This is a genomic window from Photobacterium sp. NCIMB 13483 (assembly GCF_003025475.1).
Taxonomy (GTDB): domain Bacteria; phylum Pseudomonadota; class Gammaproteobacteria; order Enterobacterales; family Vibrionaceae; genus Photobacterium; species Photobacterium piscicola.
Window position 1 is genome coordinate 36,013 of the sequence record NZ_PYLV01000020.1, and the last position, 18,943, is coordinate 54,955.

Sequence of the window (18,943 nt, forward strand, 5' to 3'; positions counted from 1 at the left end):
TAAATTAAACTCCTTATTATATGGATGAGTGTTCTGTATTTTGTGAGATGATAAATGATTAAAATAGATTATATTTTTAATGATAATTTGGGTGAGATTGAACTCGGATTATTAACTGGTTTTGAGTCAAAAGAAGATATTTTAGAATCAATTGGTACATCTACCCTTGAGGACATAATAATCGAAGATGTATTACAAATATTGAATCCTGATATTGACCCTACACCTATTATGGTAGCAAGAGTTCGAGGTGGAGATAGAGGTGAGCCAATTTCACCCAAGTCAGAAGCGGAACGATTAGGCTTTTCAAAACTAGTAGCAACAATAGATGACTCAAAAGTTATTATTATCTAGTATTTACTTCCTTTTTGAGGTTTTTATGCGTTATTTATTATTGATGCTGGTTTTATTCTTTAGCGGAATAACACATTCGTTACCAGTTGATCGTGATGCTATTATTAATGATGATTTAAAAAATAAACCTGAACTTTATAATCAAGTCGCTAAATTAATTCGAGCATATGGGTATAGATGTGATTCTTTAAGTGGTATTCACCCAATGTTATTATCTCGTGGCTTTACTGTATCGTGTAATAATTTTTCATATTCGTATGAAATAAAAGACAAAGGTGGGAATTGGGTTGTTACATTAAATTAAGATATAAAAGATAAGTTAATTTGTCAGTACTCATAAATAGATTAACTGTTAAATACCGCCTAATTTGAGGCGGTATTTTTGTATGCGAGGTAGATTTTAAATAAATCTAGAATATTACTTATCGCGTTGGTTTTATTTAATAAAAACAAGGTTGTTTAGATAACACAACGGTCGCAATGAGTGCGACCGTTATAGGCTAGAAAAGAGAGTTATTAACGTTAATTAAACACTAAATTGGCAGATCAAGTTTGTCGTAACTACGTAGCTTATAATTGATGATCGACAGAACCCAGCAACCAATAAATATCGCGATAACACCAATACCGACGATACCAAAATGATCGGTCATGGTATTAATGCCATCCCAAAACGAGCCGCTTAATTTTAAACTTGATGCAATGGCGCTTAATGCTTCTAAGCCACCAATAATCAATGCAACAATGACAGAAATTCCAGTAATGGTCATATTGTAGTAAAGCTTACGTGAAGGTTTTGAAAATGCCCATCCATAAGCGCCAAGCATCACTAGATTATCTAGGGTATCTATTAATGACATACCGACGGTAAATAAAACCGGGAAGATCATGATTAACCAGATGTTCATTCCTTGAGAGGCATTGGTTGCTGATAGTGCTAATAACGTAATTTCAGTTGCAGTATCAAAACCTAAGCCAAATAAGAAACCAATAAAATACATGTGCCAGCTTTTATTGATAAATTTAAATGAAAAATGGAATAATTTATTTAATGGACCGCTTAATTGAATATTTAAATCCGCATCTGTTGGGCGAATACCTTGTTTATAAGCATTGAATTTTTTATAGACTGAAAGAAAAATTCTAAGGTTGATATAGGCCATAATTAATAAAAATAAAATAGAAACGCTGGTACCTATAATGCCGCCAATATCGCTGATAAAAGGGATTTTTGACTTAAATGTACCAACGGTTAACGCAATGGCTGCCGCGGCTAGCATTACAATAGTTGAATGGCCTAGCGAGAAAAAAGTACCAATGGTGATGGGTTTTTTACCTTGTTCCATCATTTTTCGAGTGGTGGTATCAATTGCTGCGATATGATCAGCATCTACAGCATGGCGTAAACCTAAGGACCATGCTAATAGCGACATACCAAGCATTGCAGGGTGTTGATAGAAGGCAAGTACAGCAATTACCCACACTATTATATTGATCAAAATAAGGCTAGATACCAGCCATATCGCGTTTTTTTTCGTATTATCACTGATTTTCATTATATTTAGTCTCTAGTCTTTATTGATTATGTTTAGAACGTTACGCTAAGAGGATGAGTGAAAATTAATGTTTATTAACAGCGTAAACTAAATATAATATTTCTGTTTTAATAATAGTTATCATTCTCTTTACTTTTGATGGTTATCTTTGTCCATGTATTGAATTTATAATATTTTCTTGTTTTTTTATCATTGAGTTATCTTTTTGTTATTAACAATAAAGCCACTTTTTATTTGTGGGTTATACGTTATCCGTCATTATAAACATCCCTTTGACGTATGTATTTAATTTTTAATGGTTGTTATATCGATAAAAGTAGCACAGTATATTTTGGCTCTTTAAATACAAAAATAATTTAAAAGAATAAAAAGGTGAATGTTATGTCAGTAACTGTTGAAGGCAAAAAATTATCAGTATTAGGTCAATTCCCACAAGCAGGACAACCCGCACCAGAGTTTACACTTTGTGGTGCAGATCTTGGTGATTTGACACTGAGTTCACTTAAAGGAAAGAAGGTTGTTTTAAATATATTCCCAAGTGTTGATACGCCTATTTGTGCGATGAGTGTACGCGCGTTTAATAAAATGGCGGCGGATGTTGATAATACGGTTGTAGTTTGTATTTCAGCCGATCTTCCATTTGCTGCAAGTCGCTTCTGTGCTGCAGAAGGGCTTGAAAATGTTAAAACAGCGTCATTTTTCCGTGAGCCTCAGTTTACCCAAGCATACGGTGTAAATATTAATGAAGGGCCATTAAAAGGTTTAGCTGCGCGTGCTGTGATTATTTTAAATGAAGATGGTCAAGTGACTTACAGTGAACGCGTTGCTGAGATTAAACATGAACCTAATTATGAAGCAGCAATGATGGCTTTACGCTAAGAATTACCTTATAGCTTGTAGGGCTAGAGAGGTTTTCAATTAATTAAAAAAGTCGTTATGTGGTTATACATATAGCGGCTTTTTTATGCGTAAAAATAAAACTGTGATATTGAGTCCAAAGAGAGCTTTAAAGGAATATGCGTTATGTCACAGCGAATAATTGCGGTTACAAAAAGCCAGTGAATGCGTAATTAATCCTATATATCCTATCACTAAGTTTATTGATAATTCAGTTAGAATTTTTCAATCGTAGTTGTCGATATAACAATCTACAGCTAACGAAATAAGCTAGGGAATGGATATGTCGACAATGAAAATAATGCCTTTGGCACTGATGGTCGCAGCAGTATTAGCTGGGTGTAATAACGAAACGATAAATAATACGACCATTGTGCCAGATAAAGATCAACCTGCGATTGAGTTAACGGGTAACACTAAATTTGTCGACCCATTTATTGGTACTGGCTTTAATGGTCATACTTTTCCGGGGGCAGTGGTACCTGAAGGTATGATGCAGCTTTCACCCGACACTGAATTGATGGGGTGGCATTCTTCATCAGGTTATCATTACGATAAAGATACGTTATTTGGTTTCTCTCATACTCACCTAAGCGGTACTGGTATGGGGGGATTAGGCGATATTCTATTTTTACCGTTTACTGAAGATAATCAAAAATATATCGAAGATAATGATGATTACCGTAACGCTATTTCAGTGAAAATGGATAAAACAACTGAACATGCTGAAGTTGGCTATTACAACGTAGAAATTGCAGACAATGATATTAAAGCTGAGCTAACCGCTTCTGAACGGGTTGGTTTCCATCGTTATACTTATCCTCAAGATACTGATCAGAAATTAAAAATTGATTTAAATTCTATATTAAACAGTGATTGGGGCTCTACGTCATTACGTAATCAATTAACGGTCAGTGATGATGGTTATACGATCACGGGTGAAAGAGATGCCGCACATTTTTCTGGATGGGCTAAAAATCAAAAAATATTCTTCTATGCGACCTTTGATAAAAAAATCAAGAACGTTGTTATTCTGGCTAACGGTAAGCCTGTCGATGGATTAACTGCCGAGCATGCATCAGTGTTACTTCATGATGAAACGGGTAAACCAGTGAAGCGTACTAAAGCGGACGTTACCGCTTATGTTGAATTTGAAGCTGGTGATACCCAAGTTGTAAATGCTGCGGTAGCAATCTCTGCCGTGAGTGCTGATGGTGCTAAAGCAAACCATGATGCAGAAGCTCATCAGTCATTTGATGAAGCTCGCGCCAGTGCCGTTAAAAAATGGCAACGAGCATTAAATTTTGATGTGAAAGGTGGTACGCCAGAGCAAAAAGAAATTTTCTATACTGCGCTTTACCATACAAAAATAGCCCCTCAAGTGCATCAAGATGTCAGTGGTGAATTTAGAGGTATGGGTAAAGGTTCTATTCGTAATGGCGAAGGTGAATATTCTATTGCTTATGGTCAAGCAACGCCTGAACAACCAAACTTTTCGGTGTATTCATTATGGGATACTTTCCGTGCGTTACATCCATTAAAAACCATTACTGAGCCTGAACGTGCCGTTCAATATGCCAAGAATATGGTTCAGAAATGGCGGGAAAGTGGTTTATTGCCTAAGTGGGAACATCTAGGGGATGAAACAGGCACCATGATTGGTTATCCCGCGGTTGCTGTTATTGCTGATGCAATCACCAAGTTTCCGAATGAATTTACGCAACAAGAAAAACAACAAGCACTGCAAGCTGCGGTTGAATCATCCACTTATGATAACTATGCAACATTAGCGCAAGAGTGGGATCTTGATGTATTAAAACGAGTTCTACCTGATGCCATCAAATTTTCTCAGCAACAAGGTTTTGTACCTGTCGCGAATGAAAATGCTGAAAATATTAAAGAGTCGGTATCTTACGGCTTAGAAAATGCATTTTATGATTGGGCTATTGCACAAATTGCTAAAGCTGCGGGTAATACTGACATTGAGCAACAATATTTAGCGCGATCAAAAGCATTTGAACGTTACTTTGATAACAATCCAACTGAATATGCCAAGCATGGCGTAACTGGTTTTATGCGTCCATTAACCATTGATGGTGAGTTTATTTCGCCATTTGATCCGTATAATACGGCTCATGAATCAGGTCCTTATGCAGAAGGTAATGCATGGCAATGGACTTGGTTTGTACCGCATGATATTAAAGGTCTGCAACAGGTCATGGGTGGGCAAGCTGCGTTTGCGAAAAACTTAGATGCGACCTTTACCGCCGGTAGTGAAGGTACAGAAACAGCCGATATGTCGGGAATGATTGGCCAAGTAGCCTTTGGTAATGAGCCATCGCATCATATTCCATACCTTTATAATTGGACCGCGGAACCTTGGAAAACCCAAGAAGTGGTCGATTATATTTTAGATGAAATGTACTTTGCAGAACCTGCTGGCATTATTGGTAATGAAGATGTTGGTTCTATGTCGGCATGGTATGTGATGTCTGCAATGGGTTTCTATCAAGTTAACGCAGCAGCACCTATATATACTGTTGGACGGCCATTATTTGATGAAGTACGTTTACCTGTAAAAGACGGTTTCTTTACCGTTAAAGCGATTAATAATGCCGATGATAATATGTATATAAAATCGGTATCAATTAATGGTAAGCAGTTAGATAACGGTTTGTTCTTTAATCACTCCGAATTTAAAGTAGGTGGTGAACTTAAATTTGTGATGACAGGTGATAAATCTCAGGCTATGCAAGCTTCATTCATTGAATAATTAGAGTTAACTAAACAAATAAATAAAGAAAATAATCGGCAGTCATTTATATTTAATGGCTGCTTTTTTATATATTAATATTATTGATTATTACGTTGAACCAATGTCACTAAAATATAAGTTGGTGATAAAAATCCAGTAAATGTTCTTTTTTGCTACTATTTAAATAGAGTGTTTATTTTTATTATTAATCGAATGTAAAGTGAGTTGATATTTATTTAACTCGTTACTCAACCATCAATAATATAGGTCGATAATAATGATAAATAAACTGAGTCCAATAGCATTTTCTATTGCATTAGCGATGGGATTAGTTGGTTGTAATTCTGATGATACATCGGTATCTAAAGATAATATCACTCCAGTTTCAGACGTATATTTACAATATGTAAACCCTTTTATTGGTACTGGTGCTGATGGTCATACTTTCCCTGGTGCGGTATATCCATCGGGAATGGTACAGTTAAGCCCAGATACTGAGATGGATGGTTGGGGCTCTGCTGCGGGTTATTTTGATCATGGCAAGCAACAAGATATTCCAGTGTATGGTTTTTCACATACTCATTTAAGTGGTACTGGCATTACTGATTTAGGCGATATACTTGTCCTACCGTTTACTGAAAAAAATAACGCAACTTATAATACCTTTGATAAAGCGAATGAAATTGCAGAAGCGGGTTATTATTCCGTTGAATTAAACCGTGGTGATATAAAAGCGGAATTAACCACAACAGCACGTGTGGGTTATCATAAATATACCTTCGCTGAAGGGACTACTCCATTTATTAAATTCGATTTAGATCATACGTTAAACAAGAGTTGGGGTAATCGTACCACTGTCGGTAATATTGAAATAATTGATGAATATACTATTCGAGGTCAACGTAGTTCAGATGGTTGGGCAAATAATCAACATGTCTATTTCTATGCTAAATTTAATCAACCGATTGTGAAAGCAACCGCATTAATTGATGGGGTTGAAACGAGTGTTAAATTAAATAATGATAATATTGAAGCGGTTAAAACAATCGCTTATTTAGAGTTTGCGCCAACAGATCAACCATTAGAATTAAAAGTGGGTCTATCTCCTACGGGCATTGACGGCGCAGAGAAAAACCTTAATGCAGAAGTACCTGCGTGGGGCTTTGATCGTGTGTTAGCGCAATCTCAACAGGCATGGCATAACGAGTTAGCCAAGGTTGAAGTTGAAGGTGGCACTGAAGATCAAAAACAGATTTTCTATACTGCCCTATACCATGCTTCTATTGCGCCAATGATTTTCCAAGATGTGGATGGTCAATATCGTGCAATGCGAACCCAAGAAATTAAAGACGCTGGGGATACACCTAACTATTCAGTGTATTCAATGTGGGATACTTTCCGCGCTTTCCATCCCCTACAAACTATCATTAATCCACAACGCGCGACAGAATATGCCAATGATTTAATTCGTAAATATAAAGATGGCGGTATGTTACCTAAGTGGGAATTACAAGGCCATTATACGGGGACGATGATTGGTTTTCCGGCCATTTCAATTATTGCTGATGCAATGGCAAAGGATTTAAAGGTGAATGCGCAAGATGCATTAGAGGCGGCAGAATTCACCGCGCGTTATCATGAGAAAAGTGAATTTCCAGATTGGACTGACGATCAAAACATTGGTGCTGCAAATGTGGTGCAAGTGAAGGTTTATGAACAAAATAAATATGTTCATCATGGCTACTGGAACTCAGCATCTTATACCTTAGAGTTTGCTTATGGTGATTGGGCAGTATCAGAAATTGCGCGTATGGCAGGTGATGTAAAACTGCAAGACGAGTTTTTAAGCCGTGCTGATAACTGGTTGCAGCATTGGGATAAAGTTAGTGGCTTCTTACGTCCGAAGAATCACCCATTAAGTGTTAGTCCGAATAAACCTGCATCACAATTTAATCAGCCTATTGATGAGTCGCGCAAAGATGAATGTGTGATGATAGATGTGGTACAAACGGATGGTAGTAGCAAAGCAATGGAGCAATGCCCACTATTGCCATTTGATCCGTATTTTGTTGATGAATTTGCCTTTACTGAAGGTAACGCATGGCAGTGGAAATTCCAGCCAATGCATGATTTTGAGCGTCTAAAGCAAGAAATTTATGCAGCTGATGTTGCTCAAAATAAACCGAATATGACGCCTGAAAAATCATTCCGTGAAGACTTAGATGAGTTGTTTACTGCTCGCTCTTCAAATACTGGTGAAGAACTGCCCGATTTAACCGGTTATATTGGTCAATATATGCATGGTAATGAGCCATCACACCATATTCCATACTTATATAATTTGACTGATGAGCCTTGGAAAGCACAAGAATATTTAGATCAAATAATGAATCAGTTCTATACCACTGAACCGACAGGTTTGATTGGTAATGAAGATGTCGGCCAAATGTCAGCATGGTACATCATGAGTGCTTTAGGCTTTTACCAAGTGACGCCAGCCGATCCTACTTATTCAATTGGTCGTCCATTGTTTGATAAGGTTGCGATTGATGTGAAAGGCGGTGAATTTACCATTGTGGCTGACAATAATAGCCCAGTGAATAAGTATGTGCAGTCAGTCACCATTAATGGTCAACAGCTAGGTGCTAACCTAACCTTTAAACACAGTGATATCAAAGCCGGTGGCGAATTACGTTTTGTGATGACAGGTGATAAGAAGCAAGCATTGCAGGCGATATTTTAATTAACGAAAATTAAATGAAAATATATCGTCTTAAAATAGGTTGATGATTTTTAATGAAGGCTAAGTGCATAGCACTTGGCCTTTTTTATGCTTTTGATTTGGTGTTTATATTGCTAAGCGTAAATGTGGGCGATAATTTGCTCGCTAGGCAATAGTTTGCTCGATCCTGGGCAATAACTTGCTCAGAGTATTAGTTGAATCATTGTTTTTATTTTTATTTACTTATAATTCAATATTTTATTGTTATTTTTTAATGTGGTATGGAAGTTGCTTTAAAAGTAATGAAATTCCAATATTTTTAAGGACATTACAATTCCAACTCCATGTTATATCTCTATCCAAGGTCGTACTCAGGGCAACATCACCGCAGATGCATTCACTGCTAATTCTGTTGGTAACATTTACGTTGAAGGCCACGAAGACCAAATGCTGGTGCAAGAATTTAAGCATACCGTAACCGTGCCAACTGACCCACAGTCAGGTCAACCTGCTGGTCAACGTGTTCATAAACCTTTTAAATTTACTGTGGCGTTAAACAAATCTGTTCCGTTGATGTACAACGCATTGGCATCAGGTGAAATGCTGCCAACGGTTGAACTTAAGTGGTACCGCACCTCTGTTGAAGGTAAGCAAGAGCATTACTTCACAACTACGTTAACCGATGCAACGATTGTAAATATCGACAATCAAATGCCACATTGCCAAGATTCAATCAAAGCTGATTTCACTCAACTTATTGAAATCTCAATGGCTTACCGCAAAATTAATTGGGATCACACTGTCTCTGGCACATCTGGTGCTGATGACTGGCGCGCGCCGTTAGAAGCATAAGTATCAAATAATTATTGCCCGCGCTGTCATCCAGTGCGGGCTTTTAGCGTTTATGCTTGTGCTAAGGCATTTTTTGATCGCTTTAGCACAGGCTTAATTGAGGCAATATCATGGCACAACAAACAGGATTACAATTCACCTTTACCGTTGAAGGGCTTGACGCGTCAACATTTGCTGTGACTGAATTTAAAGGTAACGATACGTTGTCTTTGCCTTTTTCTTTTACGATCGATTTAGCCAGCCGAAACTCAAGTTTAACGCCGCTTGAAACCATTGATCACAATGCAAAATTGACGGTTTGGCAGCACGGTGAATTACAACAGCAATGGCATGGTATTGTGCGCCAATTTTCTCAAGGCGATACCGGCCACAGCCATACAATCTATCAAGTTGAATTTGTGCCACCTTTGGCGCGATTAGCCTTGCGTCAAAATAGCCGTATTTTCCAAACACAAACGGTGCCTGAAATTATCTCTATCTTGCTGCAAGAAATGGGGATTAATGATTATAGTTTTGCAATCAGCCGCCAATTGGTACAACGTGAATATTGCGTACAATACCGTGAAAGTGATTTAGCCTTTATCGATAGAATTACCGCGGAAGAAGGGATTTTTTATTACTTCAATCACGACAATAAGAAAAATACTCTTATCTTTAGTGACGATACTCAACACGCTGTCAGTCTCGTTGAGCCTCTGATTTACAACAGCCGCAGTGGTGGTAGCAGTAACGTGCCTTTTATTCGAACTTTTGCGCGTAACACTCAAATTTGCTCATCATCCGCTCAGCTAAAAGACTACAGCTTTAAAAAACCAGCTTATAGTTTTTTGCAAACTTCAGTAGCCAAAGAAGCGGATTATCAACAAGCCACCTATGAGCATTTTGATTACCCTGGTCGTTATAAAGACGATGCTAGTGGTAAACCTTTTGTGCAGTTTAGAATTGAATCTCTTCGACGCGATGCTCAGACCGCGAATGCTAAAACTAATGTACCCACTATTCTTCCCGGCGTGAAATTTACGCTACAAGAGCATGATGATGACAGTTGTAACCGTGACTGGTTGATCATTGCTGTCACCCATGTTGGTACTCAACCCCAAGCATTAGAAGAAGCCGGCGGCGAAGGCGCAACAACCTATAATAATGAGTTTGTTGTCATTGCCGCTCATCGTCCTTGGCGCCCGCCGTTTAATGCCAAACCCACCGTTGATGGCCCACAAATCGCGATGGTTGTTGGGCCTGAGGGTGAAGAAATTTATTGTGATGCATTTGGGCGAGTCAAACTTCAATTTCCTTGGGATCGTTACAGTAACAGTGATGATAACGCCAGCTGTTGGGTTCGCGTTTCACAAGGTTGGGCGGGTAGCCAATATGGTATGGTTGCCCTGCCTCGTGTAGGTCATGAAGTGATTGTCAGTTTTTTAGAAGGCGATCCTGATCAACCGATCATCACAGGCCGTACTTATCACGCCACTAATCAGCCCCCTTATGAATTACCTGCCCATAAGACCCGCACTGTTTTACGCACTGAAACCCACCAAGGTGATGGTTATAACGAACTGCGTTTTGAAGACCAAGCTGGCAAAGAAGAAATCTACGTTCGAGCTCAAAAAGATGTCAATGTCTTAGTTGAAAACGACCGTACCGATAACATTAAACATGATTTACACCTTGATGTAGAAAATGAACGCTTTAGCCATATCAAAATGAATGATCATGTAACAGTTGATGGTGAAAGTCGCCACCATGTTAAAGGCGATCAAACATTGATGATCGACGGCACATTACATCTTAAACAGGGTAAAGCGATATTGAATGATGCGGGTAATGAGATTCATATTAAAGCAGGTAATAAAGTTGTGATTGAAGCTGGTGCTGAAATTACATTAAAAGCAGGCGGTAGCTTTATCAAAATAGACGCGTCGGGTGTGTCATTGGTCGGGGCGGCAGTGAATTTAAACTCAGGAGGGAGTGCGGGCAGTGGTTCAGGCTATGCGGGTGTTTCACCGTTATTACCCGGCGCGGTTGAAGCTGCCGTGGCATTAGCTGCAATAACACTCATAAATTGGCCGCAGCAACTTGAGGCCATGAAGGGAAAAGTACCCGTTTGTGAAGTGTGTATGGAGAATGCACAATGAGTTTTAGCCTTCAACTCCCTAAGCCGATCCTCGACTTTGACATCCTTAGTCATGAAGCGTGTTTTCTTATTCTTGATGGTAGCCAAATTGAAAAAATTGAGTTGTTATTACTGCAACAAGATTTGCAACCTCAAGCTATTTGCCCGTTACGCTTTTTACCATTAAGAGAAGTATCACCATTCATCATTAAGCTAACACCAACCGCAATGTCTTGGTTTACTCAATATAATCAGGCAAATGTGGGATATATCATTAGTAGTGATGCCAATATCGACCAGCTTGCCACCATACTATCGGACTTCTTTGAAGTTCTTTCGCCATATGGCTCTAAGGTTTTTTTTAAAGTCGGCCAACCAGAGGCAATGAATGTGATCTTAAACGATCAAGAATGTTATCTCTGGACTGCTATATCCAAAGCTTGGTTGCCAACCCGCGAGGGATGGATTTCTCTTTGTCATGACGAAAACATAGATATTAAAGAGAAACCTAAGGCCTATCACTTATCAGATCAACAGTGGAAACAATTAGGTGATATCACTCGTCGTAATACCGTCGAAAAAGTACATCAACATTTGAGTACTTACTTTCCTGAGGCGCTTCAACAACACAATTATCCTTTACTTTGGATAAAGGAATGGGTGCAAAATGCCCATGATATGCAGTTTGAAACAGATACTGATGTCCTTCATTTTTTTAATATTCTCGCATTACTCGGAGAGAATGTGTTGAAGACTGATCGCTACCCTCACATCAAGCAATTATTAGAAACACCATCAGCGCAAACACCGTCAATGCGAGTAGCAAAAGCTGATGAACTCGCCCATAAGGAGGTTTCTCATGTCAAGTGATGCTTATAATGCCGCAGAAATTGGTGGGTCAGCTAGCCCTAGTTCACCTGCGGGAGCCTGTCCGCTACAAGCTAAAGACGTTGGTATTATTCCGGTTCGATATGCTATTGATGGTGCAATGGGAGAAGAGCCCTCTTATTCATTACCTGACGGAACTCATTGGAAGCCGACCTTTAAACTTAATCAACACTATACGCTTCGTCAGCTTCGTGACGGTTGGCTGTATGTGTTTAGTAAAAAACTGAAAGTACTTCATACTTATAAAATTGAAGGTGAAATTTTTAAGGCTCAACATGAAGGCGGTACTTGTGCATCATGTTTAACCTATGATTCCGATGATACAATTTGGCTTAGCTACGCGCATCAAGCTTGGACTCCACGTATTGTTACGCTATTCAGTAATGAGGATGAATACCGTAATAAATGGATGCGGCCGTTAAACATCTCGGCATTTAAACGGAGAATGAATGGGCCTCATGCTGGAATGGCAAAAAATCTTGAGTCTTCAGTGGCTGATATTGGCTCTGTTAGTCAATATATCATTAATGGTTTTTCAATCACCTCGACACCATTAGAGGCAGACACGTCTACGTCAGAGGGTGAGTTTAGTCGAACTAAAAAAGCGATTGCAGCCCCGACTTATCAAGCAGCCCTTCCAAATGCTAATGTTAATGATGGTTTATTCATTGCGCTAGAAGATCCATTGGCTGATATTACCGACATTGCGTTGAAATTAGGCACATTTCAAGCACAGAAAGAATTCATCTTTGGTAGTGATACAGATAAACACAAACTGCTGATGTCAGAGTTTACCCGTTCTATTGCACGTGTACCTTATGACCCAAAAACTGCGCCAATGGCATTGAAAAATAAACTAAAAGACAGTCCATTGGAGACATTAAAGTTTGAGGCTGCTTTAAATGAGTACTTACGTTATCAATTCCCACTGAAGCAAACACCATATGGGAGTGAAGCTAATGCTGTTAATGCCTTATCTTCTGATACGGTACGTAGCGTTGCACGAAATACACTCCAAAATACTTATGGTTACACTCCAACAGATAAAGATATTGAAAACTTCAAAAGTCGAGAAAAAAATATTGGTGAAATCAACTGGGAGCGAATGTCTACGTTCCTAACCAATAAATATAACGACCTAGATAAACTAAAAGGTGAAGCAGCACCGTTAATTGAAGATCTCGACAATGCATTAATATCATTGGGAGAAGATGCATTACGCGTCGGTATTGATATTGAAAGTGAACAGGGACAAAGCTTCCTTAATCAATTGTTCTCACAATTATTTTCTTTAATGACCGCTGTATCAAAGGAGTGGAAAGCCGCCCAAAAACAGTCACTACTGGCACTGGCGCCTTATTATTACAGCCCTGAATTTCAATCTGTGATCCATAAGAAAATATCGTATGATGCGGTCTCACTTTCAAGTTCAAGTGATGTTACCAATATGGTATCTCGTCTTGGTGAAAGCTACGGATGGCTTGTTGATGGACGTATTCCTGACACCGATGATGCGATAAAGGCAACACTCGTTGCTGCAATAAGCGCATTTTCAAAGGCAAGCCGTTCAGCTTGGGAAGGACTGATGGATAGTCTGTTTCCATACCATTTTTCAAGTAAAAATGGGGTGGATTCTGGACTACAGCTTATTGTCGCTCGAAGTTTAGTGAGCAAAGAGAATAAAATTCAAATTTCTTCAGATTATAGTACGCAATTGGCGAAGTTTAATAAGACGTTAACCCCCTTTCTTCAACAAGCAGAGCGTCAATCTGGTCAGTTACATTCCCAGAATACAACCGCAATGCGTAATGCATTGGCGAAGACAAAACAACAAATCGCAAATCATATCGCACAAGAAATGCCACTATTGATCACGTTTGAAACAGAAGCCATGAATACTGCGGTGCGTGAGAAACTGACTGCGTCAATTGTTGGGCTTCGTTCTCGTATTGGCCAATCAATGGAAAGTATTAACGGTGCAGGCACTGTTATTGGTGGATTTGCAGCAATTTGCAACCTTTGGAATTTATCGGTTGTGTCTAAGCAAGTGGTCTCTAAACTCAATAATGCGAGTTCTACCCAAGAGCAAGCGGATGTGTATATCGAATTAGCATCAACGATATCGTGGACTCTCTCTGCATTTGCGGGAGTGGGGCGTGATGCGCAAGTAATTGCTAATGAACTTGTTACATTGTCAGTGAAAAATGCTTTCGCTGAATCCTCCAGTAAGCACCTTAATCAACAAGTAGTGATAAAACGCTTTGCGGCCGCGGCGAAAGTAACCGCTATCTTTGGTTTGTTTGCAGCCAGTACAGAAATGTATTTAACCGAAAGACAATGGAGCCAGTCAGACGATATCTTTGAGAAAGTCTTATTGACGGGTAAGGGACTTGCACTTTTTGTGCAAACTGGAGTTTCTTTTACTCAATTAGTTTATCTTGCCACTGATGTCACAATTGGTGGAATCATTGCGGCTTGGATGGTCAGTGCCTTATTCTATGCAGGTATTGCCTACCTAATCTTCTCGGGTTTGTATAATTATTTTCATCGCGATGAAATGCAAAAGTGGTTAAAAGGTTCAACTTGGGGTAAATCACCAAAAATACAAACACCAGAACAAGAGTTAATGGGGCTAGAAAATATCATCTGGAAGCCAAAGATCGAATTGACTAAAAACAGTGTCGATATATATTTGCCTTCTTATCTCTTCGATGATGAGAAGCAACATTGCGATTTACAAGTGGTGGTAAATAAAAAGAAGAGTACTTCTTATGCTGACATTGCAACAGAAATGAAAAAACCATCGAAGGTGATGGTTGATGTTACTCAAGCAAAAGTAATGAAAACAGCAACGAATGTTACGTATATTTCGGTTCCTGTTAAGTATGATCAGGGAGATACAGTCGCTATTGCCATAAACTACGACAGAGCATGGACACATAATAGCCAAAGTTACGTAGGGAATATAAACAAAACGGGAACGTTTGATTTAGAAAAACCCGAAGACGCAATAAGCAACTCTAACGGCGCCGTCGGTATCAAACTGTCTATAGTAGGATTAAAGTAATGGAACCACTTGATAAAGAAAAACAATTTGAACGCCTCTATGCCACTCCTCCTGTCTACGAATGGGAGCTAATTGTTAATCCAATACCTTTTCGAACACAAATGACATATTTCTTTCTTTTGTTTTCTATTTTACTTAGTGTGATATTTTTTTTGACAGACTCTGGTGCATTTTCAGTTGTACCAATATTAGGAGCTGCTTTTTTATGTCCATGGTTTCGCTATTTAGTGAATGCAGATAAACGCCACTATTATGCGATAAATCAGTACGGGATGTACTCAACAGAAGAACAAATCATCCCAGAAATTGCTTATACCATAGTAAGACGCTCGGCATGGGTTGGCTGCGCTATTTGTGTGTTTGCGGCAATATTCATTGGACCGATGGCATTTGTGGGGGCTGGCGGCGCAGCATTGATGTCATTTACGATGACAAACTTTCGTTCTATACCACATAAAAGTCAGTGTTTGTTTGATACATCTGCCATATTAAAAAACTATCGTGCAAATGATTATCTTCTAAGAACAGAACATTCATTGATTTCGTTAATTATTCCAGAAAGTAAATTAACGCCAATTATTGAAGTCATCAAGCAATATAACGACACCTTTGAAGAAGAGTTCGTTGATTTATATAAAGATGCTAAATTCCACGCTCGGCCTGTTATTCTGGAAATAGTGCGTTAAAAGAGTTTATACAAAGATCAATAACCGCTTGTTATTTATGAGCGGTTTTTATTGGGTTCTGTCGCTCGATAGAGAAAGAAAGTGACGATGTAAGCATTTCGAGAAGGTCATGGATTTCATCAGCCACCAATACCCTTCTGTATAATTATTTTCACCGCGATGAAATGCAAAAATGGTTACAAGGTTCAACTTGGGGCAAATCACCAAAAATACAAACACTAGAACAATAGTTAATGGGGCTAGAAAATATCATCTGGAAGCCTAAGATCGAATTGACTAAGGACAGTGTCGATATATATTTGCCCTCTTATCTCTTCGATGATGAGAAGCAACATTACGATTTACAAATCGTTGTACAGAAAAAGTCTAAAAATATAAATTTGAGTTATGCGCCTCCTCACGTCATCCAAGAAGAAATGAATAAACCGCGGAAAGTGATGATTGATGTCACTCAAGCTAAACGGAAGAAAACGGCGAACGGTGTCTTTTATATTGCAGTTCCTGTGACCCATGATGAAGGTGATACTGTTGTTATTGCGATAAACTACGACAGAGCATGGACACATAATTGCCAAAGTTACGTAGGGCGTTTAAACAAAACGGGAACGTTTGATTTAGAAAAAACCGAAGACGTGATTATCAATCCTAACGGTATCGCTGGCCTTAAACTCCCTACAACAGGATTAAAGTAATGGAAATACTTGATAAAGAACAACAACTTGAACGCCTCTATGCCACGACTCCTGTCTATGAGTGGGAGCTGATAATTAATCCTGATCATAGCCGAACTAAAACAACTTATGGTATTTTTTTAGTTTTAGTCCTTATCGGTTGGATTACTTTGTTTTTTTTACGTGATAGCACTGGATTAATAGTGGCAGGGATATTTACCTTGAATGCTATTATTCTGAGCCCTTGGTATCGCTATTTACTTAATGCAGACAAGCGCCACTATTACGCGATAAATAAGTACGGGATGTACTCAACAAGTGAGCAGATAATTCCTGAGATTGCTTACACCATTGTAAGACGCTCGGCATGGGTTGGTTGCGCTATTTGTGTGTTTGCGGCAATATTCATTGGACCGATGGCATTTGTGGGGGCTGGCGGCGCAGCATTGATGTCATTTACGATGACAAACTTTCGTTCTGTACCATATAAGAATCAGTGCTTGTTTGACGGCTACGCTAAATTACTAAATTTTAGAGAAGAAGATTATACTTTATGTTCGCATAACTCTATGGCTGGCTGTAAATTAATCATTCCTCAAGAGAAACTTGTGCCAATTATTGAAGTCATCAAGCAATATAACGACACCTTTGAAGAAGAGTTTATGGATATATATAAAGATGCTAAATTCCAAGCTCGGCCTATTATTCTGGAAATAGTGCGTTAACTTACCTTTAAGAATAACAAAACCCGCGCCCTTTATTGGGGGCGGGTTTTGTTTTATTGGCACAGATATGGAGAATGATCTTAAGGGAAAAGTGTTTCCATTTGAATTCAGGATTAGTCAGTTGCCAGATTAAACCCGATATGATTGCCTTATTTTTAATAATACTTCGTTGTTTATTCTTTGATGATAGCCTTTGTTACAACTTCCTATCTTTCATACAAATTGAAACATATTGCTGATATTTAAAAGAAACAAGAGCGAGTATATTTTATTTAAATTTCTTTATTATATTTCCATTTTCACGGTTGTTGAGTATCTCAATCGTTTCAAGGACAGCAATAATGACAAGGTTTAAGTTGAAGATCACTCATGGCTTATCTCATCATCCTGATATTATAAAAGTGACGACGGATCCTCGCCAAGCTTTACGTTTTCTTGAACGTGAAGTGTCGCCTTATACGCGTGGTTTTACGAAAATTGTCACTACCGATAATAAGCAGTATGTAAAAAGTATTGCAGAAGATGATAGTAAAGCCTTTCGCTATGATTATGTACCTTATAATCAACTTGATGTGATATGGCAAAAGCTGTGGGGATTTGTACTTAATAAATGTAAATAATGAAATGACCATTGCTATATAACAACACCCTGTAAGTATGATCTTAGCAGGGTGTTGTTGATCTTAGTGTCACTGTGTTCTCTTTTCTGTGAGAATAATTACTTAGTCATGATCACTTCAGCTTGGCGCTCTTCTGGCTTATCCATGCCCGTTTGCCACAACCAATAAGTAATATTACCCGGACAATTTAAACTCACCACTTTGTGATTACCGTGGCAATCTATCGCATGAATAGTAACGCCTTCAGTATAGCCATCTTTTAGATAATCAAGATCGCGAATTGCTTCATACACAGCGTCATCAAGGGTCATGCCCATTTTCATATATAACACTACCGCATGAGCCGTTGAACAACGAATACTCATTTCCCCGGTGTGAGTACACGCACAAGCCCCGTAACGACTGTCAGCATAAGAGCCAGCACCAATAATTGGGCTATCACCTAACCGACCAGGGTATTTCCATGCCCAACCAGAAGTAGACGTGGCTGCAGTAATTTTGTTATTAATATCACTGCTTAAAAAGACGGTAGTGTCACGTACCCGTTCAGGATCGGTGGCATTATTTGATAATGGCGCAAGAGGTACATTAGGAAATGCTGCTTGTTGCTCAGGTGTCATGGCTTGCTCTAGCTTTTCCCACCACACTTGCTTTGAATCTTCGATAAGATTGTTACCAGCAACCGCATTAATTTCATTGGCAAAAATAGCCGCACCTTCACCAACTAAAATTTCATGGTTGAGATCGGTCATTACCTTATAGGCGACTTCTATTGGGTGGATGTAACCTTTTAATGCACCAACAGCGCCAGTACGTAGACTGTCACCGTCCATTACCGATGCATCTAATTCCATTTCGCCTAATACGTTAGGCCAGCCGCCATAGCCCACGGTACGCACCCGTGGATCTAATTCCACCAGCTTAATGCCTTCAACTAAAGCCCGTAAGCCTTCTTCACCTGCTTGCAGGCGACGTGCTGATGCTTCAATGCCTGGGTAGGCTTCTGAGTTTGCTAATAAGATCATGTTCAACGT

General features: G+C 38.9%; 15 protein-coding genes. 13 read left to right on the forward strand and 2 right to left on the reverse strand.

Translation table 11 applies throughout. From position 1 onward, the window contains the following. Positions 1 to 54 precede the first annotated feature (54 nt). Positions 55 to 354, forward strand: coding sequence for a hypothetical protein (locus C9I86_RS14775; RefSeq protein ID WP_107276766.1), 300 nt, complete (start codon positions 55 to 57; stop codon positions 352 to 354). Next, the gene (locus tag C9I86_RS14780; RefSeq protein ID WP_107237727.1) at positions 329 to 658 is read left to right on the forward strand and encodes a hypothetical protein; all 330 of its coding nucleotides are present in this window, start codon (positions 329 to 331) and stop codon (positions 656 to 658) included. Before C9I86_RS14775 ends, C9I86_RS14780 begins: the two co-directional genes overlap by 26 nt. Before the next feature lie 229 nt (positions 659 to 887). Here the strand turns inward: C9I86_RS14780 and C9I86_RS14785 are convergent, their stop codons facing one another. Further along, positions 888 to 1,910 carry a HoxN/HupN/NixA family nickel/cobalt transporter gene (locus C9I86_RS14785; RefSeq protein ID WP_107276770.1) on the reverse strand — a complete coding sequence of 341 codons (1,023 nt, stop codon included), beginning with the start codon at positions 1,908 to 1,910 and terminating at the stop codon, positions 888 to 890. A gap of 381 nt (positions 1,911 to 2,291) precedes the next feature. Between C9I86_RS14785 and tpx the strand changes: the two genes are divergently transcribed. The 11 genes from tpx to C9I86_RS14840 all read left to right on the forward strand — a co-directional run bounded on the left by tpx (position 2,292) and on the right by C9I86_RS14840 (position 17,909). After that, positions 2,292 to 2,789, forward strand: coding sequence for a thiol peroxidase (gene tpx, locus C9I86_RS14790; protein WP_080156484.1), 498 nt, complete (start codon positions 2,292 to 2,294; stop codon positions 2,787 to 2,789). A gap of 301 nt (positions 2,790 to 3,090) precedes the next feature. Further along, positions 3,091 to 5,580 (forward strand): GH92 family glycosyl hydrolase, encoded by a 2,490-nt coding sequence (locus C9I86_RS14795; RefSeq protein ID WP_107276772.1) that lies wholly within the window; start codon positions 3,091 to 3,093, stop codon positions 5,578 to 5,580. A 259-nt stretch (positions 5,581 to 5,839) separates the two neighbouring features. Continuing rightward, positions 5,840 to 8,305 carry a GH92 family glycosyl hydrolase gene (locus C9I86_RS14800; protein WP_107276774.1) on the forward strand — a complete coding sequence of 822 codons (2,466 nt, stop codon included), beginning with the start codon at positions 5,840 to 5,842 and terminating at the stop codon, positions 8,303 to 8,305. A 312-nt stretch (positions 8,306 to 8,617) separates the two neighbouring features. Next, positions 8,618 to 9,136, forward strand: coding sequence for an Hcp family type VI secretion system effector (locus C9I86_RS14805; RefSeq protein ID WP_107276776.1), 519 nt, complete (start codon positions 8,618 to 8,620; stop codon positions 9,134 to 9,136). A gap of 110 nt (positions 9,137 to 9,246) precedes the next feature. Then, on the forward strand, positions 9,247 to 11,274 hold the full coding sequence (locus C9I86_RS14810; protein ID WP_107276777.1) for a type VI secretion system Vgr family protein: 2,028 nt from the start codon (positions 9,247 to 9,249) through the stop codon (positions 11,272 to 11,274). After that, complete coding sequence (locus C9I86_RS14815; protein WP_107276779.1) at positions 11,271 to 12,122, forward strand: DUF4123 domain-containing protein; 852 nt, start codon at positions 11,271 to 11,273, stop codon at positions 12,120 to 12,122. The genes C9I86_RS14810 and C9I86_RS14815 overlap by 4 nt, the downstream gene beginning before the upstream one ends. Continuing rightward, complete coding sequence (locus C9I86_RS14820; RefSeq protein ID WP_107276781.1) at positions 12,112 to 15,207, forward strand: toxin VasX; 3,096 nt, start codon at positions 12,112 to 12,114, stop codon at positions 15,205 to 15,207. Before C9I86_RS14815 ends, C9I86_RS14820 begins: the two co-directional genes overlap by 11 nt. Continuing rightward, on the forward strand, positions 15,207 to 15,893 hold the full coding sequence (locus C9I86_RS14825; protein WP_107276783.1) for a hypothetical protein: 687 nt from the start codon (positions 15,207 to 15,209) through the stop codon (positions 15,891 to 15,893). The genes C9I86_RS14820 and C9I86_RS14825 overlap by 1 nt, the downstream gene beginning before the upstream one ends. Positions 15,894 to 16,126: 233 nt before the next feature. Beyond that, the gene (locus C9I86_RS14830; protein WP_199190804.1) at positions 16,127 to 16,585 is read left to right on the forward strand and encodes a hypothetical protein; all 459 of its coding nucleotides are present in this window, start codon (positions 16,127 to 16,129) and stop codon (positions 16,583 to 16,585) included. Next, entirely contained in the window at positions 16,585 to 17,289 is a 705-nt protein-coding gene (locus C9I86_RS14835; RefSeq protein WP_107276785.1) for a hypothetical protein, read from the forward strand. The genes C9I86_RS14830 and C9I86_RS14835 overlap by 1 nt, the downstream gene beginning before the upstream one ends. Before the next feature lie 341 nt (positions 17,290 to 17,630). Then, positions 17,631 to 17,909 (forward strand): hypothetical protein, encoded by a 279-nt coding sequence (locus C9I86_RS14840; protein WP_107276787.1) that lies wholly within the window; start codon positions 17,631 to 17,633, stop codon positions 17,907 to 17,909. Between the two features lie 98 nt (positions 17,910 to 18,007). Here the strand turns inward: C9I86_RS14840 and C9I86_RS14845 are convergent, their stop codons facing one another. Next, a complete protein-coding gene (locus tag C9I86_RS14845) occupies positions 18,008 to 18,934 on the reverse strand; it encodes a N(4)-(beta-N-acetylglucosaminyl)-L-asparaginase (protein ID WP_107276789.1) in 927 nt (308 codons plus the stop codon). Positions 18,935 to 18,943: the final 9 nt, after the last annotated feature.